The 24,052-nt window shown below is 33.1% G+C and carries 21 protein-coding genes; 14 read left to right on the top strand and 7 right to left on the bottom strand.

The features are described 5' to 3' along the window. The gene (locus M9B42_03330; GenBank protein ID URQ63819.1) at positions 1 to 420 is read right to left on the bottom strand and encodes a hotdog fold thioesterase; all 420 of its coding nucleotides are present in this window, start codon (positions 418 to 420) and stop codon (positions 1 to 3) included. 164 nt (positions 421 to 584) lie between these two features. Between M9B42_03330 and gap the strand changes: the two genes are divergently transcribed. Further along, the gene (gene gap, locus M9B42_03325) at positions 585 to 1,604 is read left to right on the top strand and encodes a type I glyceraldehyde-3-phosphate dehydrogenase (GenBank protein ID URQ63818.1); all 1,020 of its coding nucleotides are present in this window, start codon (positions 585 to 587) and stop codon (positions 1,602 to 1,604) included. 59 nt (positions 1,605 to 1,663) lie between these two features. Here gap and M9B42_03320 read toward each other — a convergent pair whose 3' ends face one another. After that, the gene (locus M9B42_03320; GenBank protein URQ63817.1) at positions 1,664 to 3,001 is read right to left on the bottom strand and encodes an alpha-amylase family glycosyl hydrolase; all 1,338 of its coding nucleotides are present in this window, start codon (positions 2,999 to 3,001) and stop codon (positions 1,664 to 1,666) included. Between the two features lie 73 nt (positions 3,002 to 3,074). Here M9B42_03320 and M9B42_03315 point away from each other — a divergent pair, with 73 nt between their 5' ends. From M9B42_03315 to M9B42_03305, 3 genes are read left to right on the top strand one after another with little or no spacing between them, the layout of a single operon-like run. After that, positions 3,075 to 4,004, top strand: coding sequence for an ROK family protein (locus M9B42_03315; GenBank protein URQ63816.1), 930 nt, complete (start codon positions 3,075 to 3,077; stop codon positions 4,002 to 4,004). Next, the gene (locus tag M9B42_03310; GenBank protein URQ63815.1) at positions 3,997 to 5,598 is read left to right on the top strand and encodes a sodium/solute symporter; all 1,602 of its coding nucleotides are present in this window, start codon (positions 3,997 to 3,999) and stop codon (positions 5,596 to 5,598) included. The genes M9B42_03315 and M9B42_03310 overlap by 8 nt, the downstream gene beginning before the upstream one ends. Positions 5,599 to 5,600: 2 nt before the next feature. Beyond that, entirely contained in the window at positions 5,601 to 8,024 is a 2,424-nt protein-coding gene (locus tag M9B42_03305) for an exo 1,3/1,4-beta-D-glucan glucohydrolase (GenBank protein URQ63814.1), read from the top strand. Here M9B42_03305 and rraA read toward each other — a convergent pair. Both rraA and M9B42_03295 read right to left on the bottom strand, forming a co-directional pair. Continuing rightward, positions 8,014 to 8,490, bottom strand: coding sequence for a ribonuclease E activity regulator RraA (gene rraA, locus M9B42_03300; protein ID URQ63813.1), 477 nt, complete (start codon positions 8,488 to 8,490; stop codon positions 8,014 to 8,016). The genes M9B42_03305 and rraA overlap by 11 nt on opposite strands. A 49-nt stretch (positions 8,491 to 8,539) precedes the next feature. Continuing rightward, on the bottom strand, positions 8,540 to 11,317 hold the full coding sequence (locus tag M9B42_03295; GenBank protein URQ63812.1) for a TonB-dependent receptor: 2,778 nt from the start codon (positions 11,315 to 11,317) through the stop codon (positions 8,540 to 8,542). Between the two features lie 128 nt (positions 11,318 to 11,445). Here M9B42_03295 and M9B42_03290 point away from each other — a divergent pair, with 128 nt between their 5' ends. Genes M9B42_03290 through M9B42_03275 form a run of 4 tightly spaced genes read left to right on the top strand, consistent with a single transcriptional unit; the run spans position 11,446 to position 14,611 of the window. Continuing rightward, entirely contained in the window at positions 11,446 to 12,360 is a 915-nt protein-coding gene (locus M9B42_03290) for a glycoside hydrolase family 16 protein (protein URQ63811.1), read from the top strand. Further along, complete coding sequence (locus tag M9B42_03285; protein ID URQ63810.1) at positions 12,344 to 13,279, top strand: isoaspartyl peptidase/L-asparaginase; 936 nt, start codon at positions 12,344 to 12,346, stop codon at positions 13,277 to 13,279. Before M9B42_03290 ends, M9B42_03285 begins: the two co-directional genes overlap by 17 nt. Further along, positions 13,279 to 13,518, top strand: coding sequence for a hypothetical protein (locus M9B42_03280; protein URQ63809.1), 240 nt, complete (start codon positions 13,279 to 13,281; stop codon positions 13,516 to 13,518). The genes M9B42_03285 and M9B42_03280 overlap by 1 nt, the downstream gene beginning before the upstream one ends. Further along, complete coding sequence (locus M9B42_03275; protein URQ63808.1) at positions 13,511 to 14,611, top strand: glycosyltransferase; 1,101 nt, start codon at positions 13,511 to 13,513, stop codon at positions 14,609 to 14,611. The genes M9B42_03280 and M9B42_03275 overlap by 8 nt, the downstream gene beginning before the upstream one ends. On the opposite strand, the gene M9B42_03270 is transcribed toward M9B42_03275, so the two are convergent. Together M9B42_03270 and M9B42_03265 are read right to left on the bottom strand one after the other, a co-directional pair. Next, complete coding sequence (locus M9B42_03270) at positions 14,608 to 15,579, bottom strand: glycosyltransferase (GenBank protein URQ63807.1); 972 nt, start codon at positions 15,577 to 15,579, stop codon at positions 14,608 to 14,610. The two genes, M9B42_03275 and M9B42_03270, sit on opposite strands and share 4 nt — an antisense overlap. Then, entirely contained in the window at positions 15,576 to 16,616 is a 1,041-nt protein-coding gene (locus M9B42_03265; protein ID URQ63806.1) for a mitochondrial fission ELM1 family protein, read from the bottom strand. The genes M9B42_03270 and M9B42_03265 overlap by 4 nt, the downstream gene beginning before the upstream one ends. 18 nt (positions 16,617 to 16,634) lie before the next feature. Here M9B42_03265 and M9B42_03260 point away from each other — a divergent pair, with 18 nt between their 5' ends. From M9B42_03260 to M9B42_03235, 6 genes are read left to right on the top strand one after another with little or no spacing between them, the layout of a single operon-like run. Next, complete coding sequence (locus M9B42_03260; GenBank protein ID URQ63805.1) at positions 16,635 to 17,405, top strand: UDP-2,3-diacylglucosamine diphosphatase; 771 nt, start codon at positions 16,635 to 16,637, stop codon at positions 17,403 to 17,405. Further along, entirely contained in the window at positions 17,402 to 19,000 is a 1,599-nt protein-coding gene (locus tag M9B42_03255) for an amidohydrolase (GenBank protein URQ63804.1), read from the top strand. Before M9B42_03260 ends, M9B42_03255 begins: the two co-directional genes overlap by 4 nt. Then, positions 18,993 to 19,985: a glycosyltransferase family 1 protein gene (locus tag M9B42_03250; protein URQ63803.1), complete on the top strand. Its 993-nt coding sequence runs from the start codon at positions 18,993 to 18,995 to the stop codon at positions 19,983 to 19,985. The genes M9B42_03255 and M9B42_03250 overlap by 8 nt, the downstream gene beginning before the upstream one ends. Next, positions 19,986 to 20,726, top strand: a complete 741-nt coding sequence (locus M9B42_03245; GenBank protein URQ63802.1) for a rhomboid family intramembrane serine protease — start codon at positions 19,986 to 19,988, stop codon at positions 20,724 to 20,726. It begins immediately after the preceding gene. After that, on the top strand, positions 20,716 to 21,012 hold the full coding sequence (locus tag M9B42_03240) for a BolA/IbaG family iron-sulfur metabolism protein (GenBank protein ID URQ63801.1): 297 nt from the start codon (positions 20,716 to 20,718) through the stop codon (positions 21,010 to 21,012). The genes M9B42_03245 and M9B42_03240 overlap by 11 nt, the downstream gene beginning before the upstream one ends. Beyond that, positions 20,997 to 23,261 (top strand): MMPL family transporter, encoded by a 2,265-nt coding sequence (locus tag M9B42_03235; protein URQ63800.1) that lies wholly within the window; start codon positions 20,997 to 20,999, stop codon positions 23,259 to 23,261. Before M9B42_03240 ends, M9B42_03235 begins: the two co-directional genes overlap by 16 nt. Here the strand turns inward: M9B42_03235 and M9B42_03230 are convergent. Beyond that, the gene (locus M9B42_03230; GenBank protein URQ63799.1) at positions 23,247 to 24,029 is read right to left on the bottom strand and encodes a YchF/TatD family DNA exonuclease; all 783 of its coding nucleotides are present in this window, start codon (positions 24,027 to 24,029) and stop codon (positions 23,247 to 23,249) included. The two genes, M9B42_03235 and M9B42_03230, sit on opposite strands and share 15 nt — an antisense overlap. Positions 24,030 to 24,052 lie beyond the last annotated feature (23 nt).

Raw genomic sequence — 24,052 nt, 5'->3', positions numbered from 1 at the left:
CTAATTATCCTTATGCATTGCAGTAAAACTTATTTGTGAAATAAGATGTTTTTCTTCGTTTGTAATCTGAACATCCCATACAGATGTACTCCTGCCTATATGCTTTGGTTTAGCAGTAGCATAAACATACCCTTCTTTTACACTCTTTAAATGATTGGCAAGCAAATTTAGTCCAACAACAGTTTTTTTCTTAGGGTCCACAACAAGAAATGCAGCAATACTAGCAGTGCTCTCGGCAAGCACACAGGAGGCCCCACCATGCAAAAGACCTAGAGGTTGTTTAGTCTTTGAATTTACTGGCATCTTTGTTTTAATAAAATCATTACCAAGTTCAATAATTTCAATTTCTAAAAGTTCATCAATACCTACTGGAGGGATCTGTATATCTTCAATTTTGTATTCTTTAAACCAAATAGACATTCAGAAATTATAGATGCAATTGTAAATATAAAAAAATATTTCAGTTTTATATAAATTACTTATTAAATTTGCAAAAAAAATTGATTAAACCATTAAAAAGTTTACACTTTTGTTGATTTAACAAAAAAAAGTAGTTTTTTGGTAAAAATCAGATATAAAAATAAATGAAAATTGCTTTAAATGGATTTGGGAGAATTGGAAGAAATATTCTTAGAACATACATCGAAAATAATAATGGCCCATTACAAATTATTGCAATTAATGATTTAGCTAAAACAGCAACAAATTCTCATTTATTAAAATATGACAGCATACATGGGACTTTAAATGATGAAGTTTCTCACAATGACTCATCTATTTTTGTTAATAAATTTGAAATAAAATGTTTTTCTGAAAAAAATCCTGAAAATCTACCATGGAAAGAATTAGGTGTGGACTTAGTCTTTGAGTGTACAGGCTTGTTCACTTCAAAAGAATCAGCACAAGCACATCTTAGGGCGGGTGCTGAAAGGGTAATAATATCTGCTCCAGGTTCCAATGTAGACAAAACAGTTGTATTTGGAGTAAATCATTCAAGTCTGAATTCAAATCATAAAATTATATCTAACGCTTCATGCACAACAAATTGTCTTGCACCTATCGCTAAAATTGTTAACGACAACTTCAAAATTAAAAATGGTTTAGTTAATACCATCCATTCTTATACTAATGACCAAAAGCTATTAGATACTGCACATGTTGATTTATTTAGGGCTAGATCGGCTACAGAATCATTAATTCCTACAAAAACTGGAGCGGCATCAGCTGTTGGGGAGGTTATTCCAGAGCTTCAAGGAAAAATGGATGGACTTGCAATAAGAGTGCCTACTCCAAATGTTTCTTTACTAGATTTTACTTTTAATACTTCTAAAGAATTTACAATTGACGAATTGAATCAGATCATAGAACAGTCTTCAAAACAAAAGATGAAAGGAATTGTTGATGTAAATTCCGTTCCTCTTATAAGTGTAGATTTCAAAGGAAACCCTCATTCATGCGTTTATGACAAACAGCATACTCAGAAAATAGGAAGTTCAACAAAAATATTAGCTTGGTACGATAACGAATGGGGTTTTTCGAACAGAATGAAAGATCTTGCAACCTACATACAAAACACATTCCATAAACAAATTATCGCTGCCTAGAAATACAACCTAGAATGACTGGCCCAACTTACATTCTAGTTTGCTAGGTAGCGATTCTTTTATTTATTTCGCTCCTTTATCATTTTTTTTGTAAAACTTAACATTGATTCAGAATCAATTTCTTGTTTATCGACACATAAATTTTTATATTTATTGTCAATTGGAAGCCATGGTTCACCTTTACTAAATCCATAATTTTTCTTCTTTGAATTCCAAGGCATTGGAGTTCTACATCCGTCTCTTCCCTTAAAATCAGGCCAAAATGCCTTTCCAAATGGATCTTGCAAATCTTCAAAACCTACCTCTGTTTCAGGAAGACCAAGTTCCTCTCCCTGATAGATGCAAATATTACCCTTCAAGCTAAGAAGCTTTTCCATTAAAATTTTTGGATTTTTTCCAGATCTTGTAGTGATTCTTTTTGAGTCATGATTGCTAAAGGCCCAGCATGGCCAAGAATTAGGATTTTCCTTGAAAAATTTTTCTGCAATTACATCTACTGTATTTAAATCAAATTCTTCAGATAGAAATTCAAAGCAATATGCCATATGTAGTCGATCGTCATTTGTATAAGCAGCTATAGTTTCAAAGGGTTTATCTGATACAACTTCACCAATAGAAATAGCTCCGTATCTGTCTAGAAGCATTCTTATTTTTTGTAGATATGCTGGAACTTCTTTTTGAGTATTGTCATATATATGATGTTGAAGCCCATATGGATTATCTTTATTAAATCCTAAGGGCCTAACTTCAGATTTATCTTTTAAGGGATTGTCCCTGAGATCTTTATCATGGAAAATGAAATTAATTACATCAAACCTAAAACCATCAATGCCAAAATCAAGCCAAAATTTTATTTCTTTTAACATTTGTTCTTGAACTTCAGGATTATGAAAATTTAAGTCTGGTTGAGAATCTAAAAAGTTATGAAGGAAGAACATTTTTCTATTTTCATTCCATTTCCAAGAAGACCCACCAAAAACAGATAGCCAATTATTAGGCAAATGGTTTTTATCTTTTCCAGACCAGACATACCAATCAGTATATTTATTCTTTTTAGTTTTCTGACTTTCAATAAACCAAGGATGCATATCAGATGTATGACTTATAACCAGATCAATCACCATTTTTAAATTAGCATCATGAAATTTTTCTACTAATCGTTTTAAATCATCATTTGATCCGAATAAATTATCTACCAAGCGATAATCAGAAACATCATATCCAAAATCTTTTTGTGGTGATTTGAAAAAAGGTGATATCCAAACATAATCAACTCCTAGATGTTTTATGTAGTCAATTTTTTTTTGAATTCCATTTAAATCACCTTTGCCATTTCCATTGGAATCCATGAAGCTTCTTGGATAGATTTGATATATAACTTTATTTTTCCAAGACATTTATTTACCTTACTACATTCTATTATGCAGTCTAAAATTTTTATATAATCAACAATTTATTTTGGAGCAAATTTTGTCAGAAAATATTCTTTTACTTGATCTTGGTGGAACTAATTTAAGAATTGGTTTAGGCAATAAAGAGCTAAAATCCATAGATAAAATTTCAAAACAAAAAATAGATTCGAATGAACATCTACACGAAATAATAGGAAATATTGTAAGAGATTCAAAGTCCTCAGAGATCGTGATGTCTGTAGCTGGACCAAAAACCAATAACTCTATAACAATGACAAATCGCAACCTAGTTTTTGATAGTGATGAATTAAAAAAAGATACAAATACAAAAATGTTTTCTCTTTTAAATGATTGGGAATCAATAGGGTACTGTTTGCCTCTTTTAGATGATTCAGATATAAAAGTTATAAAAGGGGGCAAAATAGATAACGAACAAACTTGTCTAGCTATTGGCCCTGGCACAGGTCTGGGATTTTCAGTACTTAGATATATTAATGGCCATCCATATGTATCTGCAACAGAATTGGGTAACACACGGCTCTACAATAATTTTTTAATAAATCATTTTGAGCTCGATGATATCGATGAATTTCAAGTTTTAGAAAGTTTTATTTCGGGTAAAGGTTTAGAAAAAATTTATTTTTCTAAAACTAAAGAAAAACTAACTTCTGAGGAAATAGTTAAATCATTTGATAGCGATAAAAATTCGAATTTTGTTCTTATAAAATTTAATGAAGCTATTGGGAAGATACTTTCTGATCTTGCACTTACTTTCCTTGCATATGGAGGAATATATATTGCAGGTAGCTTAATGAGGAGTATAAATGAACTAGACATAAATGATTTCATGAATAATTCCTTTGTTTCTCATCCCTCTAATGAGCATAAAAATATTCTCGAAAATACATCCATTAACCTAATTACAAAAGAACACACTCCATTGTATGGAAACTTGAATTATTCAATTGTTAGGAGGTTTCATGAATAGTTTAGATTATTTAATAGTTGGCATTTATGCGGTTGTTTTAATTGCAATTGCAACGTATGTATCTCTCTCAAAAAAGGGTGAAAAAAAGACTGCAGAAGAGTACTTTCTTGCAGGAAGAACTCTACCTTGGTGGGCGATTGGAACTTCGCTCATAGCTGCAAACATAGCTGCAGATCAAATTATTGGAATGAATGGAGATGCCTATGCTATGGGAATTGCCATTGCAACCTATGAATGGACAGCTGCAGTTGCATTGATTGTTGTAGGAAAATTCTTATTGCCTGTTTATTTAAAACAGAAAGTGTTCACAATGCCTCAGCTTTTATCACAAAGATACGATAAGAATGTAAGTACTTTATTAGCTACATTGATGTTAATAATGTATGTAATGGTCATTCTTCCTACTATTTTGTGGCTTGGTGCAAAAGCAGTTAATAATTTAACTGGACTTGATCTTATTCTTTCAATGATCCTTCTAGGCGGCCTATCTTTAGCATATTCGCTATATGGAGGTTTAAAAGCAGTTGCATTCACTGATGTTATTCAGGTAAGTTTACTCATTTTTGCAGGTCTTTTTGTATCGTACGTAGGTCTTAATGCATTATCTGACGGCAATGGAGTAATTGAAGGTTTCACCATTTTGCAAAGTAATTTTCCAGAAAAGTTTGATGCAATTCTTCCTTATGTTGATAAAGAGACTGATCCTGTAGCTTATGGTAATTATGTTAAATTGCCGGGCGTTTGGGTCCTGATTGGAGGAATGTGGATCGCTCATTTTTATTATTGGGGAACAAATCAGTACATTACTCAAAGAGCCTTAGGAGGAAAAAGTTTAGATGAAGCACAGAAAGGCTTGATGTTTGCAGGATTCTTAAAGATTTTTATGCCAATAGTTGTAGTTTTACCAGGTTTAATAGCAGTTGCATTAGAGGGGAATGTAATTGAATCTTTAGGTGGAGATAGGTCTAAAGCTTATCCATCAATGCTTTCATTACTTCCAAATGGAATTTTAGGACTCACATTTGCTGCACTTGTAGCTGCAATTGTTTCTTCTCTAGCTTCATTAACCAATAGTTTAAGTACTATTTTTACAATGGATATTTATAAAAACTACACTAAAGTAAAAGACACTGAGTTGGTAAATGTAGGAAGATTTGCAGGGACATCTGGTTTAATTCTCTCGATTATAGTTGCGCCTATCTTTCTTGGAAGCTTAGATTCTGCATTTCAATACGTTCAAGAATATATGGGTTTATTTAGTCCTGTAATTTTATTTGTATTTCTGTCAGCAATCTTTTTTAAGAAATCCAGTTCAAAATCAGTTTTGGCAGGTTCATTAGTAGCGTTAGTAGTAGGTGTAATTATGAAGTTATACGTCGCCCAAACAGACCAATCATTAATTGAACCATTTATGCATCAAATGGCAATCTCTTTTGGTATTGCCTTTCTTGTCAGTTTTGCACTATCTGATAAATCAGATAATGCCAAGGTATTTAAGCTCACTTATAAAGATTTTAAAACTTCCAAGCTATTCAATTATGGCTCTATAACAATTTTATTAATATTGTCAGGAATTTATGGTTATTATTGGTAAAAATGAAAAAAGTATTTAGCCTTACATTAATATTTTCCACTCTGATTTATTCTGAAGTAAATTGGGAAAGAGAGCAGGTTTGTCCTGTGCCAGATCCAACTTTCGTTAACAGCCTTATTAAAAAAATGAGTATAGAGGAAAAAGTAGGTCAGGTTATTCAGGCAGATTTAGATTTTATTAAACCATCAGATTTAAGAGATTATCCTATAGGTTCAGTTCTTAATGGTGGAAACACCTCACCGAGAGGTAAACTTAGAGCATCTCCTGCAGAGTGGAAATCTTTAGCTCAAGAATTCTACGAAGAATCGAAAAGAACAGGCGCATCTATTCCGGTGTTGTGGGGAACAGATGCAGTACATGGTCATAGTAATGTTTTTGGGGCAACAATTTTTCCACATAATATTGGTATTGGAGCCGCCGCAAACCCTCAACTTGTTAAAGACATTGGCGCAGCAGTTGCTGAAGAAGTTCTTGCAACAGGATTATTTTGGACATTTGCTCCTACGGTAACAATTCCACAAAACTTTAGATGGGGCAGAACTTATGAGGGTTATTCTGAGGATCCTGTTCTGGTATCAAAACTAGGAAGTGCATTTATAGAAGGATTGCAAGGAACAGAAAAGGAATTTCTGAATGATGCAAAAATATTGGGAACAGCTAAACACTTCCTAGGCGATGGTGGCACCTACTTAGGAATAGATCAGGGCGACACAAGAGCCAATGAAGAGAATATGCGAGTAATTCATGGGGAGCCTTATTTCGCTTCTCTAAATTCTTGTGTAAGAGTTGTGATGGCTAGTTTTAACTCATGGAATGGCTCTAAGGTTCACGGAAACAAATATCTTTTAACAGAAGTTCTAAAAGAAAAAATGAATTTCACTGGATTCGTTGTTGGAGATTGGAATGGCCATCAGCAAGTACCTGGTTGTAATGCTGGAAGCTGTCCTGAATCATTTAATGCTGGAGTTGATATGTTTATGGTTCCAGAAAATTGGAAAGCATTATATAAAAATACAGTTAAACAGGTCAAAGACGGCGAAATATCAATAGAAAGATTAGATGATGCTGTTAAAAGAATATTAACAGTAAAGCAACAGTTAGGCATGTTTGAGGGAAGGGTACCTAATCAGACAAAATATTCTGAGGTAGGGCTTCAAAAAAATAGAGAGATAGCCAGAAGAGCTGTTAGAGAATCCCTTGTATTAATAAAGAATAATAATGCAGTCTTGCCAATGAAAGACCAACAAAAAATTCTTGTTATTGGTGACTCTGCTGATTCATTAAAAATTCAAACAGGAGGCTGGACATTAGATTGGCAAGGAGCAAACAATACTAATAGTGACTTCCCGGGCTCTGTTACATTTCTGCAGGCATTGAAAGAGTATGAAAATCTCGAAATAACTCACAAAAATTCATTATCTAATTTAGATTTAAATAAGAATTATGACCTAGTAATTGTTGCTTATGGAGAGGAGCCTTATGCGGAAGGTATTGGTGATCGAAAGAATTTATTTTATCGAGATTCAAAAACATTAAATACTTTAAAAAGACTGAAAAGGAATGGAAATAAAGTTGTTTCTATTTTCTTTACCGGGAGACCCTTGTGGACCAATGAATTTATAAACCTCTCCGATGCATTTGTTGTCGCTTGGCTTCCAGGAACTGAGTCTCGAGGAATGACAGATGTTCTTGTTGCTAATGAAGATGGTTCGGTTAATTATGACTTTCAAGGCAAGTTGCCATTTAGCTGGCCTAGTGATCCTAATCAATCTACCATTGCCTTTTATGATCCTGCAAGTGATGCGGAATTTGATTATGGATATGGATTAACATATAAATCACCAAAAGCATTAGCTTCCTTAGATGAGAGTTTTGAAAAATCAGATGATTATGGTGATTTAGTCGAGATTTTTTCAGGAAAATTTAATAATCCATTTGAGGGCTTTATCCAAGAAAATAACTCTCCTCAAATTAAGTTGAGCCCAACAAATAATACAACTCAAAATGACATAGTGCAGATAGATTTTATAGATGTAGATAAACAGGATGATACCTTAAGAGTTACTTTTAATGCAGATGGAAATTTAAATAGTTTCCATATCTTAACTACTGAGGTGGTTGGACTTAAGGATTTTCAATCAGGTTTTTTAAACTTTAATGCTAGGGTAGTCGAATCTTCAGGAGCTATATTTTTAGCTGCAACTTGTGGATTTGGATGTATGGGGTCAATTGATGTTACTTCATTGCTAGTTAAATCTAAGTCTTTTGATGGATATTCAGTGCCATTGAAATGTCTAACTGATAAGGGGTTGGATCTATCAAAGACAATTTCACCAATGATTTTATTTGGACCTGCCGATTTAACAATAGATTTTAAAAATATTTCTCTATCAAAAAATTCACTAAAGAAAAAATTTAGCTGTTAATTTTTAGTTCTTGTGGAGATATTATTATTCCATTCTGATCTATATAAGCCCAATAACCAGGTTTAATGTCCACACCTTGCACTTGGATATCAACTGCTATTTCTCCCTTATTTTCTTTGTTACTTTTTTTGGGTGAGGTTCCTAAGGCATAAATACCTAAATCAATATTATGCAGATGCTCAACATCTCGTATATATCCGTTAATTACTATAGCCTCCCACTTGTTTTCTTTTGCTATGCCTGCAACTTTATCACCCATTAAGGCAACTTCCTTTGATGCATGCCCATCTACTATTAAGACCCTATTAGAACCATCAGTAGACAAAACCTCTCTAACTTTGCTGTTATCATTTAAGCAACTAACTGTTTCAATCTTTCCGTAAACCAAATCTTTTTTCCCATAAGCATTGAAGTCCAAAATTACGGGAAGTGAATAATATAAATCGCTTATATCAGGTGTATTCATAAAAAAAAGGAGGGTTGCCCCTCCTTTTTAGTTTAGCAAAATCTAGTTTTTACCAAAAGTATCCAAATCTAATACCATATTGAGCTGGACCGCTATATCCTCCTCTAGGAACTGCACCTTCCCAAGCTCTGTGATATGGAATTCTCTCGTCCATAGCATTGTAGCTATAAGCTTGTGCATACCAGCTTCCCTCTGCAGGTTCAAAAGTAAGCAACAAGTTGAATGTTTCAAATGCAGGTCTTAGATCTGATAAGTATTCTGCTGGCTGTGCCCAATACCCAGGTAAATCTATAAAGTCGTACGCGCAGCCATCTGCTGCAGCAAAGTTTGTACAGCCGTATGTACCATAACCACCTTCATCATCAACATGCTTATCTATGTTGTAGATAGATAAGTAAGCTGAAGTTTCATAGTGATATTGGACCTGTGGTTTGATTTTACCTACTGGAGTATTAAATGTGTGCTCATATCGAATAGTTGTTTGGAACTGAGGAGCATAAGGAGCCTCATTGCCAAGAAGATCAATATTATTCTCTGGTTCTGGAGCAACAGCACTACCATAATCAGGTCTGCCATGTGCAAATCCTATTGCATATCTAACCTGAGTCACAAAACTTTCAGTAACTTTGGTATTCATTGTTGCAATATAACCATTGATATTCCCACCTTCGTATGGATTCCAGTTGAATTCAAACTCTGAACCATAGAATTCTTGTTCACCAAAGTTTTGGCTTGACCACCTAGTAACAACTTGATCTTGTTGTACCATTTGTCCAAAAGTAGGCGACCCAATTGTTGTATCTACACCCATTGCTGAAATAACATCAACAGGAACGTTCCCTGATTCTTGTTTTCCATCATATTGTGAGAAATATGCGTTAAAAGATAAGTTAAGATCTTTTCCAACTCTTCTTTTAAAACCAAACTCAAATGTGTCTATGTACTCGTTATCATACGAAGTATCAGCATATGAACCTGGTCCCTCTGGATGAAGAGTATTATTTCCTCTTCTATATACGTCTTGTATTGAACCAGATTTAAAACCAGTTGCATAATATGCATAGAGAAGGGTGTTATCATCTAAATCAAAATCAAGTCCTACTCTATAGTCAAGATTATCAAACTCTGCTGATGTATCATTAATGAGAACTTCTTGAAGACATCCATAACCACCTGTACAGTTAACTCCTTCAACTAAGAATTCTCCACCATTCTTCCATGGTGTATATCCAAGTCTTGTCCAAGCAGCATCTCTAGATCTTGCGCCATCATACGGGTTTGCTGCACATCCATTAGCCCAGAACATACATCTAAAGTTTCTACCACCAACATCAGTTTTTTCTTCTTCTGAATATCTAGCACCAACTGTTAGAAACATTCTTTCATCAAGCTGGTATGTTGCTTGGCCATACATTGCAGTTGCATCAAGCTGTCTATCTGGCTGAATAAATACATCAGAACCTTCAAGTCCGTTGAAGTGTGCTTCCATATTGTTATTTTCTAAGTTCATGAAGTAACCAAGTACCCACTGCAGCTTCTCGTCTTTAGATGATCTTAATTCAACGTCAAAAACCTTGGCTTTTGCCACAAAATCATCAATATTCCAGTTACCATCCCAGTTACCATGACCCATATCTGTATCAAAATGAGCTTCTTCTTCAAGATGCTGATAACCGTATTTCGCAACTAAATCAAAGTCCCCAATCGGAGCTTTGTAGATAGCTCTTGTTGAGGTAAGGACAACATCTAGCATTCCGGGAGTGTTTACATATGCTTTGTATGCATTTCCTCCACCAAAACCAGTATCACAGTCGGTTATATCAAAACCGCCCCAGTTCCATGACTCGTAATTAACCGTAGGTCTTCCTCTCATCAATTCGCAAGCTGGTGTTTCTGTCCAGTGAGCATTTTGGTTTTCATATTGCTCAAATTGGACGTTCAAACTTCTTTCTCCACCCATGTCGTAAAGTGCACTCAATCTAAATGCATTTTGATCTACGTTATTGTATGAATCAGCTGGATCCATTTGTACTTTTGAAAGTGGTCTTTGTTGCCATCCGTCAAATCCGTTATACCAGTGATGGTCAGACATATGTCTGTTGTTGTAATCTCCGCCTATTTGACTAAATTCACTTAAATCAACTCCAGCAAATTTCATAAATCTGTGATCCATCTGTGAAGCATCTAGATATGTTGTAATGAAAGAATCTTTTTTCTCTTCCATGTAAGCAAGCCTTATCGCAAAATTATCTGTGATTGGAAGGTTGTAATGCATTCTTAATGCTTGAGCATCCATTCTTCCTGCATCGATGGTTACTGATCCACCTTGAACTTCAAAGTTAGGCTTTGCAGTCACAACATTGAACGTACCTACTGTTGAGTTTCTTCCATAGAGAGTACCCTGTGGTCCTCTTAAAACCTCCGCTCTTTCGAGATCGAATAGTAGAGCCATAGCACCTTGCATTCTAGATACGTAGACACCATCCACATGTACACCAACAGCTGGATCTCCAAGTTCTGTAACATTATTAGATCTAACTCCTCTCATGGTAATAACTGGTGCACCATGGTTATTGGAATCAGTAATCTCTAACATCGGAACCATCTGAGAAAGGTCGATATAATTATTTATCCCATACTCGGTAAGTTTATCTTGAGTAAAAACCGTCACTGGAACAGGTGTGTCCATGACATCTTTCTCAACTTTCTGAGCGGTAGTAATAACAATTTCAAGGCCCTCATCTTCATCTTCTGAATCTTGGGCTATAACAGGTAAAGCAAATGCTGAAAGCATAAGCAACATAAGTAAATTTTTTGTAAATTTCATAATCCCCTCAATATGATTTGAATTGATAAGGTAAATATAACTAAAATTATGTTTATGTCAAATTGTTTACAATTAATTAAAACTCAGTAAAAAAGGACTTTATCTTGAATATTAGCAATAAAATTTCTTTGATTTTAATAACTACTTTTTTATTTGGCTGTAATGTCGGTAGTAGCAAATTTTCCAACTCAATTATTCCAGGAGTAATTCAACCTGCACCTGTTGCTGAAAACATTGATTATTGCCCATCAAAACAACCGCATTTATATGAAAATTACAATTTAATCTGGCAAGAAAATTTTGATGATGTAGGTTTGAATCAATCTAATTGGAATTTTATGTATGGAGATGGGCAAAATTATGGAGTTCCAGGCTGGGGTAATAATGAATTACAAAGGTATACAGATAGTGCTGAAAATATTTATCTTAACGCTGGCTGTTTATTCATAATCCCAACATATAACACTAGCTCCGATGGAACAGGCTATGAAAGTGCAAGAATAAATTCACAAAATAAAAGAAAATTTAAATACGGAAGAGTTGATATAAGTTTTTCTGTACCTGAAATAACAGGTGTATGGCCAGCTCTTTGGATGATGCCTGAGAAATCAGTTTATGGAAATTGGCCTAGAAGTGGAGAAATTGACATTGTTGAAACAATTAATGAAAAATCAGATGAGCTCGTTACCACAATTCATTATGGGCATGACTATCATAGGCAAATATCCAAAACTACTTTTTTAAACCAATTAACAAAGCTATCAAATCCGATTGATCACAATAAGATATCTTTGATTTGGGAAGATGAATATTTTGAATGGTTACTTAATGATCAATTGGTATTTAAAGTTAATTTTAATGAAGTTGAAAATCTTGAGCCCAATCCATTTCTTGAGGAGTTTTATCTATTAATTAACGTTGCAGTGGGTGGCAATTGGCCTGGAACACCGAATTCAACAATGTATTGTAATTCTCGCAAATCATGCCCCGATATGAAAAAATTAATAGTAGACTACATTGCTTATTATGAAAAAATTAATTGAAGTATTTCTTCCACTAATAATCTCGCTTTCACTCTTTGCTGAATCTCCTGCAATTGTCATACATGGAGGAGCAGGCTGGTTTTCAAATATGTCTCCTGATGAAATTAAAGATCTAAAAAAAGGCCTTAAAATGGCAGCAGATAAGGGTTTTGATATTTTAGAGAATGGTGGCAGCAGTGTAGATGCAGTTGAAGCCGCAATAATAATTTTAGAAGATAATCCTCTTTTTAATGCTGGAAGAGGCTCAGTTTATACATCTGAAGAAAGGCAGGAAATGGACGCTTCCATAATGACTGGAAAAGATAATGAAGCAGGTGCGGTTTCTTCAGTCACTAATGTAAAAAATCCAATTTCTTTAGCAAGGCATGTTATGGAAGAAACACCTCATGTAATGTTTACTAGTAGTGGAGCAGAAAAATTAGCAAGAGATAATAACATCGAACAAGTTGAACAAAGTTATTTTGCAAACCCAGATAGATTAAAGTCCTTAAAAAAAGCACAAGAAAATAAAAAAGGAACAGTTGGGGTTGTAGCAATAGATAAAAATAGAGTAATAACAGCCGGTACATCTACAGGAGGAATGACTAACAAAGCGCCTGGGAGAGTTGGGGACTCGCCAATAATTGGTGCTGGAACTTGGGTAGAAAATAATTCTTGTGGCGTCTCGGCAACTGGACACGGAGAATACTTTATAAGATTTAGTGTTGCCAAAGAAATTTGTGTAAAAGCACGTTATCAAAATAAATCTATTCAACAGGCTTCAACTGAGGTAATGAATCAGTTAAAAGAAATTGGTGCAGATGGAGGGGTTATTGTTATGGACAACAAAGGAAATTACGCTTTTGCATTTAATACTCCAGCGATGGCAAGAGCATACAAAGATGCATCTTCTGAAGTAATCAAAATATATAAGAATTAATGTCAATTAGGTACGAGCAACAAATCTTGCATCTAGACCTTCACGGAGTAAAGCATGCAGATGTTGAAATTTATGTAGAGGATTTTGTGCTTAGTAATCAGAACGAATTACCCCTTATCATCATATGTGGAAATTCTGAAAAAATGATTTCTATTGTGAATAAGACTTTAAAAAAAATTGATGTTAATTTTGAAGAAACAAGATACGGTCGTATCAGGGTAAATTCACTTGATGCGTAAGTTAAAGATTATTCAAATTCTTCCAACTTTAAATACAGGTGGAGTAGAAAGGGGCGTTCTAGATTTTAATAAATATCTTATTGGTAGAGGTCATGAATCATATGTAATTTCTAATGGAGGCAGGCAAGTAAAAAACCTTATTAATGACGGAGGCAGTCATATTCATATGCAGGTTTCTAAAAAGAGTTTTCTAACTTTGCTTCAAGCAAAAAAATTAGCAGATGTTATTAATGAAATTTCTCCTGATATTGTGCACGTTAGATCTAGAATTCCTGCATGGGTCACTCAACTCTCGAAGCTATTTATTAAAAATCCAAGACCAATTTTCTTTTCAACATTTCACGGTCTCTATAGCACACCCTTTTACAGCAGGATAATGGCTAGTTTTGATTACGTTATTGCAATTTCTAAAACAGTTAACGAATATATCTTAGAAAACTATAAAAACCACCTGAATACTGAACCAAGATTAATTTATCGTGGATCTGATCAAGATTATTTCACTAAACAATTTCAGTTAACTGAACAATATCAGGAAAAGTTTTTTTCACAATTCCCTAAACTCGCAGATAAAGAAATTATTGCATTTCCAGGTAGATTATCATCATGGAAAGGCCAGGAATCATTCATCAAGCTAATATCTAACCTACCTGATAATTTTTCTGGTCTTATAGTTGGGCCATATGAAGATGCAAAAAAGAAATATTACAAAAAACTTCTAAACCTTATAAGAGATTATAATTTAGAAAATAGAGTTTGTTTCTACAATGCAAAGGACGATATTCGAGAAATCTATTCACTTTCAGCACTTGTAATGAACCTATCATCAACTCCCGAACCTTTTGGAAGAACGCTTCTAGAAGCAGCAATGATGGGTAAAAAAATATGTGGTTGGAATAGGGGTGGTGTAGGTGAGGTCTTAAAGCTTTTTTATGAAGAGGGGCAGGTAGAATTTAACGATTTTGAACAGTTAACGGAAAAGACTAAATCAATTATTACAGGGAATAATAAACCTAAAGAGGTATTTTTAACCTCAGAGTTGATGCATCAAAAGACTGTTGATTTCTATCTTGAAGCTCTTGGAAAAAGCTAAGATTCATAAATTTTTAAAATTCTTTCAGATGCTTTTTTAATGATGTGATTTTTCTTTATGCTGCTAATCAAATCTTTTTGTTTTTTTAGAAGTTCTTTTGGCCTTGCCGTCCAATGAACAATAACCTTCTTGATTGAATCATAAGATAAATCTGTAGAAATAAATTCATTATCCAAGAGCTCAGGAAATGCACCTACTGGAGTAGCAATTACTGGAACCTCGCAATAAAGGGACTCAAAAAAAGATTTTGGTGAACCCTCTTTTAAAGAGCAAAAAATTTGTCCTTTAGAGTGGCATAAAATATTCCCTATATTATCTGTATAAGGAATAAATTTTATTTTTTTAGCAATATCCAAATCTGCAACAAGATTTTTTAATCCTTCCTCTTGAGAGCCTTCACCAACAATTACTAATTTTTCTTCAACAAATTTCCAAATTTTTATTAAAGTCTCAAGATTTTTTTGTGGCTCGAGTCTTCCAATAAAACAAAAGTACTCGCCATTTTTTTTGGTGTATTTCGGAAATCTTGTTTCGTCTACCCAATTTAATTCATGGTAAATATTTTTGTGCTGCTTATTAAAATTAGTGACTGCCAATTTGCTCACAGCTATTACACTATCTGCCTTTTCATAGGCATATACATTCTTTTTATTGTTATGCACTGTAGCTACCCATTTAAAATCCCTATTTTTAAATTTTTTTAAAAGCATTGCAGGTTTTGTTCCATGTGTATTAACAACATCGGGTATGTAATTTAGAAAAATTTCTTCTAGTTTTGAGGATTTAAACGGACTAAATCTATATCCTAGATTATCTAGGGAATGATAATTTGCCCTAAATTTTTTCTTAAATCTCTTTGGCCCTACGACCAACACATTATTATTTTTGGCTTGTTCAAAAGATAGCTCTTCAACATGCCTTTCCAGTCCTGCAAAAGCTTTACTTGAAAAAATATGTAACACTTTCATAAGATTTTAAATAGCTTATTAACTACATCTTTTACTTCAGATAAAGGTTTATTTTTTTTTGGGTGGCAAATGTTAGCTGATTTTATATCTCTAGAAAAAAGATACCTTTTGGTATCTATAAATCCAATATCCTTACTTTTTTTGAGCAACTCTATATTTTTTGTTACCTTAGTTTTTCTCAAAGGGGCCCCCTCTGTTCCATGGTCCCTATGCAGCTCATGATGAAATACGTATACATTTGAATTAGTTGAAAGTGCTTCATACAAAATTGAAACACTTTCTGGTGTAAGAAAAGTTATTTCACTTTTTTTAATCTCTGTAGTTAACCATTCATCAGAGGTATCTTTCCAGTTAAAAAATTCAGCATTACCCGGATGTTTAGGCATTTTAAGATCTGGTGATCTTGGAGAAGTGGTTATTTTCCATTGATAATCGTTATATAGGTCGTTTAAAATCCATTCAATCTGCTTCATTAAAACCTTGGGTCTAAAATGATAATGCCTACTTTTGCCGCCGATTATAATAAGACCTGTCTTCTTTTTTGTCTTCTCTGCCGAATATTTCGATAATACCCCCTTTGTTGTAATGACATTTTCTGGGGTTCTCAAATAAAACCTATCTAAATGTGGAACAACTGCAATATCAAAGAGTTGAGTAGGTTTCAGAGAAGGCTTCATTAAAACAATACTTTTGGAATTTGGAAAAAGTTTTTTTGCCAGCAGTAATTGATAATGAGTTTTAGATCCAGCACCAATTAATAAGTCAGGATAGTTGCCAAATGGTGTCATCCCTGAAGTAATATCAAATCCTTCCATGACCCAGTTATCAGTTGCCTCATCAATTTCTTTGGAGGGGACACCTTTTATGTAGGAGAAGAAGCTTGAAACAAGGTTACTTTCATGACAATCAACTGTCAGAAGTGATATTTTATTTGATTTTCTCAGCTCATCTACTAGGGCATCAATTTGCTTTTCATGTCCTTTCTTTCCATCTTTGAATACCCAAATATTAATAAGTTCTTTTTGTTTTAATGACATAGATTAAAATAATGATACATGGATAAAAATAATCAATACAATTCAGTTTTTATATCTGACGTACATCTTGGCTTTTTAGGCTGTAAAGCTGAAAAATTATATGAATTTTTAAATAAATTAAATTGTAAAAAGCTCTTTCTTGTGGGAGATATCATTGATTTTTGGGCTATGAAAGATAACTTTTATTGGCCGAAAGAACATCAAAAGGTTTTAGATAAATTAAAAGAGATAAAAGATAGTGGAACTGATGTATTTTACATTACTGGGAATCATGACGATCCCTTAAGAAGCAAAAAAGATGCAAATAAATTTATAGAGACTGATAAAAGATTTAAAAAAATACTTGATAAAGCAAATACGTTTAAAGTTGTTGATTCTCATATACATGAATCCCAAACACAGGGAAGAATTCTCATAATCCATGGCGATCAGTTTGATGTAGTTACCTCAAACATAAAGTGGCTCTCTAAATTTGGAGGTGTTCTTTATGAAATCTTATTAAAATTAAACCGCCCCCTTTCAAAAAAACTGAAAAGTTTAACAAAAAAAACTGTCAATAAAGCCAGTAATTTTCAATTGAACGTACAAAGATTGTGCAAGAAAGAAAAGTATAAAGGTTTGTTGTGTGGACATACTCATTTACCACAAATAAAACAAAATTCTGATTACATCTATTTTAATACTGGTGATTGGATTGAAGCGTGTACAGCCATCACAGAAGATCGAGATGGGAGCTTTGAACTAAAAAGTTTCAGTAAAGCAAAATCTGTATTAATTAACAAACTATGAATAAAAATCTTTTAATCATAATAATGATTAATCTATGCATGCCATTATTTTCAAAAAATATTTGTGGAGAAAAAATACTTTTTAATGGAAACATCTTTGTAGAAGCAACAAGAAGTATTGAAAATAAAGCTATCTCTATTAAAGACCAAAGAATCAATTATATTGGTGAGCTAGATGAATTTAAAATATGTAAAGAGGAAAAGGTTGACCTCAAAAAAGGGTATGTTTTTCCAGGGTTTGTAGATGCTCATGCTCATTTGAAAGGTGTAGGTTATAGACAGCTCAAATTAGACCTCTCTAACACCTCAAGTAAAGAGGAGATGCTTCAAAGAGTTAAAGTTTATAACGACACAAATCAAAACATGCAGATAATTTTTGGAGAGGGATGGATAGAAAAAAATTGGAGCGATAAAACTTTTCCTACGCGTTTTGATCTAGATGAAATCAATTCAGACATACCTATAATTCTTGAGAGAGCAGATGGTCACGCATTTTTAGTGAATTCAAAAGCATTAACTCTTTCAAATATTGATTTAGTTACAAAAAATCCATCAGGAGGAGAAATAGAGAGACTTAGCGATGGAAGGGCAAATGGAATATTAATCGATACTGCTAAGAATCTTGTACAACAGCTAATACCGGCTCAAACAATAGAGGATGAAAAAAATGCTTTCGCATTAGGAGCCAAAATTTATCAACAAAGAGGCTGGACAGGAATGCATGACGCTGACTCCCTATTCGTTGAGAAAATCAGAATCTTTGAAAATTTAGATTTAGATTTAAAAATTCATTTTTCTCTTAATCAAGAAGATTATGAACATTGCATTAAGGGCAGAAGGAGCATAAAGATATATGCAGATGGTGCAATCGGTTCAAGAGGAGCTGCTTTATTTGAAAATTATGAAGATAAAGATTCTAAAGGTTTGATTATCTATGACCAAAATGAAGTTAGGCAGTTACTAAAAAACCTTTACGAACGTGACTGTCAAATTCAAATACATGCAATTGGAGATAGAGGGAATAGTATGACATTAGATCTTTATGAGGAATTTCTTGAGGACACAAATAAAGATTTGAGATGGAGAATTGAGCACGCTCAAAATGTCACTGAAAAGGATCAGCAACGATTTAAAAAATATAATGTCATTGCATCTATGCAGCCATCACATGCTATTGGAGATCTTCATTTTGCAAAAGATAGGCTTGGTTTAGAAAGGTTAGATTATGCATATGCATGGAAAAGTTTTATTGAAAAAGGAGTTGTAATTGTAGGCGGCTCTGATGCTCCAGTTGAATTTGGAGACCCTTTGCAAGAATATTATGCGGCAGTTACAAGAAAAGATTTAACAGGATTCCATGACGAGGGTTGGAATCTACAACAAGCGCTAAGCAGAGAAGAAGCATTAGATATTTTTACAAAATGGCCTGCTTATGCAATATTTCAGGAAGAAGATTTAGGCACAATTGAAGTAGGAAAATATGCGGACTTTAGTGTTTTTGATAAAAATATTTTGACCATTGATAATATGGATATTCTTGATACTAAAGTTGTTATGACAATAATAAACGGAGAAGTTGTTTACACACATGAGTAAAATTTTGATAATCACTGACGCTTGGGAACCACAAGTGAATGGAGTTGTTGTCACTATGACTACCATTGTTAAAAAACTCAAAGAGAGAGGATACAAGGTAGATGTTATACATCCAGGATTATTTCATACCTTTCCTTTGCCTAATTATCCAGAAATATCTGTTGCATGGAACTTTTGGGACCTAAAGAAAAAAATACAGAAATCCGATCCTGATTATATTCATATTTCTGTTGAAGGGCCTTTGGGTTTAACTGGAAGGCATTATTGTCTAGAGCATAAAATTCCCTACAGTTCTGCAATTCATACCAAATTTCCTGAGTATGTGTATGAGAGATTTAATATTGGACTTGATGTTACAAAGGGCCTTTTAAAATGGTTCCATAATTCAGCTATTAATACTTTGGTTAATACTAAAAGTCATATGAAAGAATTAAAAAAAGATGGTTTTAATGATTTAGTGCTTTGGTCTAGAGGGTTTGATGAAGAGGTATTTTATCCAGATAAAAAAGGGGGAAAAGGAAACTACCTTTTATATGTCGGGAGAGTTGCAATAGAAAAAAATATCGAAGAATTTTTAAAGATGGAAACAAGTCTTAAAAAAGTAGTAGTAGGTGGAGGCCCGATGTTGAATAAATTTAAAAGGAAATACAAAGAGGTTGATTTTCTTGGTTACAAAAAAGGCAAAGAACTCGCAAATATTTACAGGGATGCAGCATGTTTTGTTTTTCCTTCGAAGACAGATACATTTGGCATTGTTTTAATTGAAGCTCTTGCTTGTGGAACTCCAATTGCTGGATTCGATGTTACAGGACCAAAAGATATTGTTATTGAAGGTGAGAATGGTTCATTAGATAAAAAGGATTTAAGTATGGCTGTGGAGAGAGCTTTAAAAGTTGATAGAACAAAGGTAGTTAAATCAGCAAAAAAATATACATGGGATGTATCAACCGATCAATTTATTGAGTCACTAGTTTCTATTAAGTAGATGTTTGTTTTTTTACCATTTTCTGACGAAAACCCAACAGTAAGAAAGCCTGTGGTAACTTGGGCCTTAATCGGTATCAATTTAATAGTATTTATTTTTCAAATGCTTTTATCGCCACAGTCAAATCAATTGCTTATAGATTCATTTGGAGTAAGGCCTTCAGCTTTTTTTGAATTAGTAAATTTACATACCATTTTTACATCTGCATTTTTACATGGAGGTTTCATGCATTTTGCGTTCAATATGCTTGTTCTTCATATATACGGAGACAATATCGAAAATTATTTAGGAAGAACTAAATATATTATTTTTTACTTCTTGGGAGGAATAGCTGCAGCATTTTTTCAAGCAATATTTTCTAGAGGTCTAGACGTACCAATGATTGGAGCAAGTGGATGTATCGCAGGAATTATGGGTGCTTATTTTGTTCTATATCCAAAGGCAAGAATCAATGTATTTATGTGGTTCATAATCTTCATTCAAACGATCAAGGTTCCAGCAAGCATAGTGATAGGCTTCTGGATAATAACTCAACTTATAAATGCAACAGGATCAAGTTCAGATGGGGTCGCTTATTTTGCTCATATTGGCGGTTTTGTATTTGGGTATATTGCAATTAAGTATTTTTTTAGAGGAACTAAAGCTAGAATATATGCTGATTTTGAAGAGGTGGAGGAGAGAGACATTCCATTTTTTAGAAAAAATAGAACTTCTGGGTTAAGAAAAAAAGATGACGATTGACGATATTAAAAATATGCTTGAAGAGGGCTTCAAGCTTAATCATTGTGAAGTAATCAACGAAAGCCCAAATCATTCAAATTATTCTGGAGATTTATCACATATAAAAATAATAATTGTTTCAGATGATTTTGTTGATGAAAGCTTAGTTCAAAGACATAAGCATGTATATTCAAAAATTCCTGAAGTAGTAAAAACAATTCATGCAATATCTATTATTGCGAAGACAAAGTCAGAATGGGATGAATCAAATGAATTTGCAGCTTCTCCACCATGTTCAAAAAATTAGTTTCAAATTACTTTAATTCTATAAAGGACAGAAAATTTTTTTATTCGGCAATAATTTTGCTTGCTATATTTTGCAGTTCTCTAGGTATTAATAATTTCAGATTCGATGCTTCTTCAGAGACTTTGATTCTTGATAACGATGTTGATTATCAAATATACGAACAAACCAACGATGATTTTGGCTCATCTGATTTTTTAATACTTGCAATACAGTCTTCAAATGAAATTTTTACTCTTGATAATTTGCAAAATCTGCAAAATCTCAGAGACAAAATTCAAGTAATTGAGGGAGTTGATAGTGTTGTTTCAGTTTTTGATGCTCCAATACTTGAACAACCTAAATTATCACTAATCAAATCAGCATCTAATGATAAGTATTTGCTCGAAGACGAGTTAAACCTTTCTCTAGCTAAACAAGAATTAATAGATAGTCCTATTTTTAGTGAACTAGTAATAAGTAAAGACGGCAAAACACTTGCGTTTCAAATTAATCTCGATGGAAAAGATAATTATGACCAAACAGTTATCGATATAAGATCAGAGATTGAGACATTTAAAAATTTCAATATAAATCTTGCAGGACCATCAATGATAGTTTTTGACACGATTAACTTTATTAAAAATGATGTCATTACTTTTGGAACTATTACTATTTTAGTTTTCTTTATTTTTCTTTATTTAATATTTAGAGATTTTTGGCCTGTAACCATAATACTTTTAAATGCATTGATAGTTATGTTTATAAGTATTGGGGTAATGGGGTTAATGGATTGGCCAATAAGTATAGTTTCATCAAATTTTTTAGCTTTGTTGCTCATAACATCTATTGCAATTTCAATTCATATACTTGCTAAAGTACAAACAGATGTAGATAAAAACATTTCCACTAGCAAATCTTTATCAGATATTTTCATGCCATGTCTTTTTACAGCATTAACTACAATAGTAGGTTTTGCCTCCTTAATCTTGAGTGATATCAAGCCGGTAATTGATTTTGGAAAAATGATGAGTGTAGGAGTGCTTTTAAATCTTTTGAGCTCATTTTTATTTATACCATTGGCACTAGAGCTTAAAAATATAAAAAGTATTACACAAAAAAATATTGCAGATTTCGTATACAACAATGGTTATGTGCAAAGCAAAGGATTTATTAAAAAAGCCTGGATCCCATTTTTGCTGATTTTTATACCATTGATAATTTATCTACCAACTAATTTAAAAGTAGAAAATAAATTTATCGATTATTTCAACAAAGAAACTGAAATATATAAGGGAATGGAGACGATTGATAAAAATCTTGGTGGTACAACTCCTTTTGATATTATTCTTTCTTTGCCTGAGGCAATAGAAGAAGTTGATGAAGAGGATCTCTTTTTTAGTGAGAACTCAGAAACCGCAAAATACTGGTGGAAAAAAGACAATATGGACAAACTTCAAAAGGTTCAAAATGAAGTTTCTAAAATTGATGAACTGGGTAAGGTTTTGAGCATTGCAAATGGCATTGAGCTTGCACAAAATTTAAATAATAATCAGCCTCTTGGAGATTTAGAATTAGCCTTTGTAAGAAATTCATTATTAGATAGCGAGAGAGCTCAAAAAGTTTTAGAGACATTTATTGATGAAACAGAGAAAAGCACTAAAATTTTTGCAAGAACTATAGATTCAAGTCCAAATCTGAATAGAAACGAACTAATCAATTCAATAGATGAAATTCTTCAAAAGAATTTTGAAGGTACTGAAATTGATTATCAGATTACCGGTTTAGGTGTTTTGTATAACAATTTGCTTCAAAGTCTTTTTTCTTCACAAATAAAAACACTAAGTTTTGTCTTGGTTTCAATCTTCTTGATGGTTTCTTTTCTTTTTAGATCTCTGTTGGTAGGTTTTTCAGTCATGTTTATACCTTCTATTTCAGTTGGTGTGGTTATGTCGTCAATGAGTATTTTAAACATCCCTTTAGATATTATGACAATAACTATTGCATCAATATGTGTTGGAATGTCAGTAGATTATGCAATACATTTTGCTTGGAGGTATTTAAAAGAGAATGATGAAAAGAAAACACTTCTCTCCGCAGGCAGGGCAATTCTTATAACTGGGTCTACAATAATTATGGGCTTTCTTGTTTTCCTTTTTTCAAACTTTAATCCAACGATATTATTTGGGGTTTTCTCTGGAATAGCTATCTTCTTTGCAATGTTCCTTTCAATATATCTATTACCAAGAATCTTAGACTTACAAAGTAAATAAATTCTTAAAATTTTCAGTAGTATATTCAGCCATTTCAATAACATTTTCACCACGAACATTAGCAATATGTTCCGCAATATGAGGCAGATTCATAGGCGTATTGATGTTATGTTTTGTTTTAGATTTTAAATTTCTTGGTATCAGATAAGGAGCATCGGTTTCAATAATTAATCTATCTTTAGGAATAAATTTTAATAATGAATTTAAGTCTGCTCCTCTGCGTTCATCGCAAACCCATCCAGTGATTCCAATGTACAGTCCTAAATCTAAGAAAGATACTAATTCGCTTTTACTGCCTGTAAAACAATGAACAATGCCACCAGGTAAATTAGAAAAATATTTCTTTAATATGCTGTAGAAGTCTTTAAATGCCTCCCTGTTATGAAGGAAAACAGGCATTTTATGATCAGAGGCTAATTTTAACTGCTCCTCGAATGATTCTTGTTGGGTAATTTTTTGCTGAAAATCCCTGTAGTAATCTAGGCCTATTTCACCAATTGCTGTTATATCCTCCTGATTGATTAAAGTTTCTAGTTTCATTAATAACTCGGCATCTAATTCATTAGCATGATGTGGATGTATTCCAATACCACAGCTAATTTCTTTGTAAATAGAAGAAAATTTAATAACTTTATCAATATCTTTTTTCTCTGCTGCAGGGCAAAAGAAATGACCGACTCCTAATTTTTTAGATTCATTAAGAATATCCTCAAAGTTTTCTTTAAAAGAGGAGTGTGTAATGTTAAAACAAGCGTCTGCTAATACCATTTCTAATATATTTTGGTAAACTC

The sequence above is a fragment of the SAR86 cluster bacterium genome (assembly GCA_023703535.1).
In the GTDB taxonomy this organism is placed as follows: domain Bacteria; phylum Pseudomonadota; class Gammaproteobacteria; order Magnimaribacterales; family TMED112; genus TMED112.
The sequence above is the reverse complement of the archived record's forward strand: the minus strand, read 5'-3'. Positions and strand labels throughout refer to the sequence as shown.

Excerpts from the sequence above, each read along its gene's own strand:
- M9B42_03330 (URQ63819.1), bottom strand. The coding sequence starts at position 420 with ATGTCTATTTGGTTTAAAGAATACAAAATTGAAGATATACAGATCCCT.
- gap (URQ63818.1), top strand. The coding sequence starts at position 585 with ATGAAAATTGCTTTAAATGGATTTGGGAGAATTGGAAGAAATATTCTT.
- M9B42_03320 (URQ63817.1), bottom strand. The coding sequence starts at position 3,001 with ATGTCTTGGAAAAATAAAGTTATATATCAAATCTATCCAAGAAGCTTC.
- M9B42_03310 (URQ63815.1), top strand. The coding sequence starts at position 3,997 with ATGAATAGTTTAGATTATTTAATAGTTGGCATTTATGCGGTTGTTTTA.
- M9B42_03305 (URQ63814.1), top strand. The coding sequence starts at position 5,601 with ATGAAAAAAGTATTTAGCCTTACATTAATATTTTCCACTCTGATTTAT.
- rraA (URQ63813.1), bottom strand. The coding sequence starts at position 8,490 with ATGAATACACCTGATATAAGCGATTTATATTATTCACTTCCCGTAATT.
- M9B42_03295 (URQ63812.1), bottom strand. The coding sequence starts at position 11,317 with ATGAAATTTACAAAAAATTTACTTATGTTGCTTATGCTTTCAGCATTT.
- M9B42_03285 (URQ63810.1), top strand. The coding sequence starts at position 12,344 with ATGAAAAAATTAATTGAAGTATTTCTTCCACTAATAATCTCGCTTTCA.
- M9B42_03280 (URQ63809.1), top strand. The coding sequence starts at position 13,279 with ATGTCAATTAGGTACGAGCAACAAATCTTGCATCTAGACCTTCACGGA.
- M9B42_03275 (URQ63808.1), top strand. The coding sequence starts at position 13,511 with ATGCGTAAGTTAAAGATTATTCAAATTCTTCCAACTTTAAATACAGGT.
- M9B42_03270 (URQ63807.1), bottom strand. The coding sequence starts at position 15,579 with ATGAAAGTGTTACATATTTTTTCAAGTAAAGCTTTTGCAGGACTGGAA.
- M9B42_03265 (URQ63806.1), bottom strand. The coding sequence starts at position 16,616 with ATGTCATTAAAACAAAAAGAACTTATTAATATTTGGGTATTCAAAGAT.
- M9B42_03260 (URQ63805.1), top strand. The coding sequence starts at position 16,635 with ATGGATAAAAATAATCAATACAATTCAGTTTTTATATCTGACGTACAT.
- M9B42_03255 (URQ63804.1), top strand. The coding sequence starts at position 17,402 with ATGAATAAAAATCTTTTAATCATAATAATGATTAATCTATGCATGCCA.
- M9B42_03250 (URQ63803.1), top strand. The coding sequence starts at position 18,993 with ATGAGTAAAATTTTGATAATCACTGACGCTTGGGAACCACAAGTGAAT.
- M9B42_03245 (URQ63802.1), top strand. The coding sequence starts at position 19,986 with ATGTTTGTTTTTTTACCATTTTCTGACGAAAACCCAACAGTAAGAAAG.
- M9B42_03240 (URQ63801.1), top strand. The coding sequence starts at position 20,716 with ATGACGATTGACGATATTAAAAATATGCTTGAAGAGGGCTTCAAGCTT.
- M9B42_03235 (URQ63800.1), top strand. The coding sequence starts at position 20,997 with ATGTTCAAAAAATTAGTTTCAAATTACTTTAATTCTATAAAGGACAGA.
- M9B42_03230 (URQ63799.1), bottom strand. The coding sequence starts at position 24,029 with ATGGTATTAGCAGACGCTTGTTTTAACATTACACACTCCTCTTTTAAA.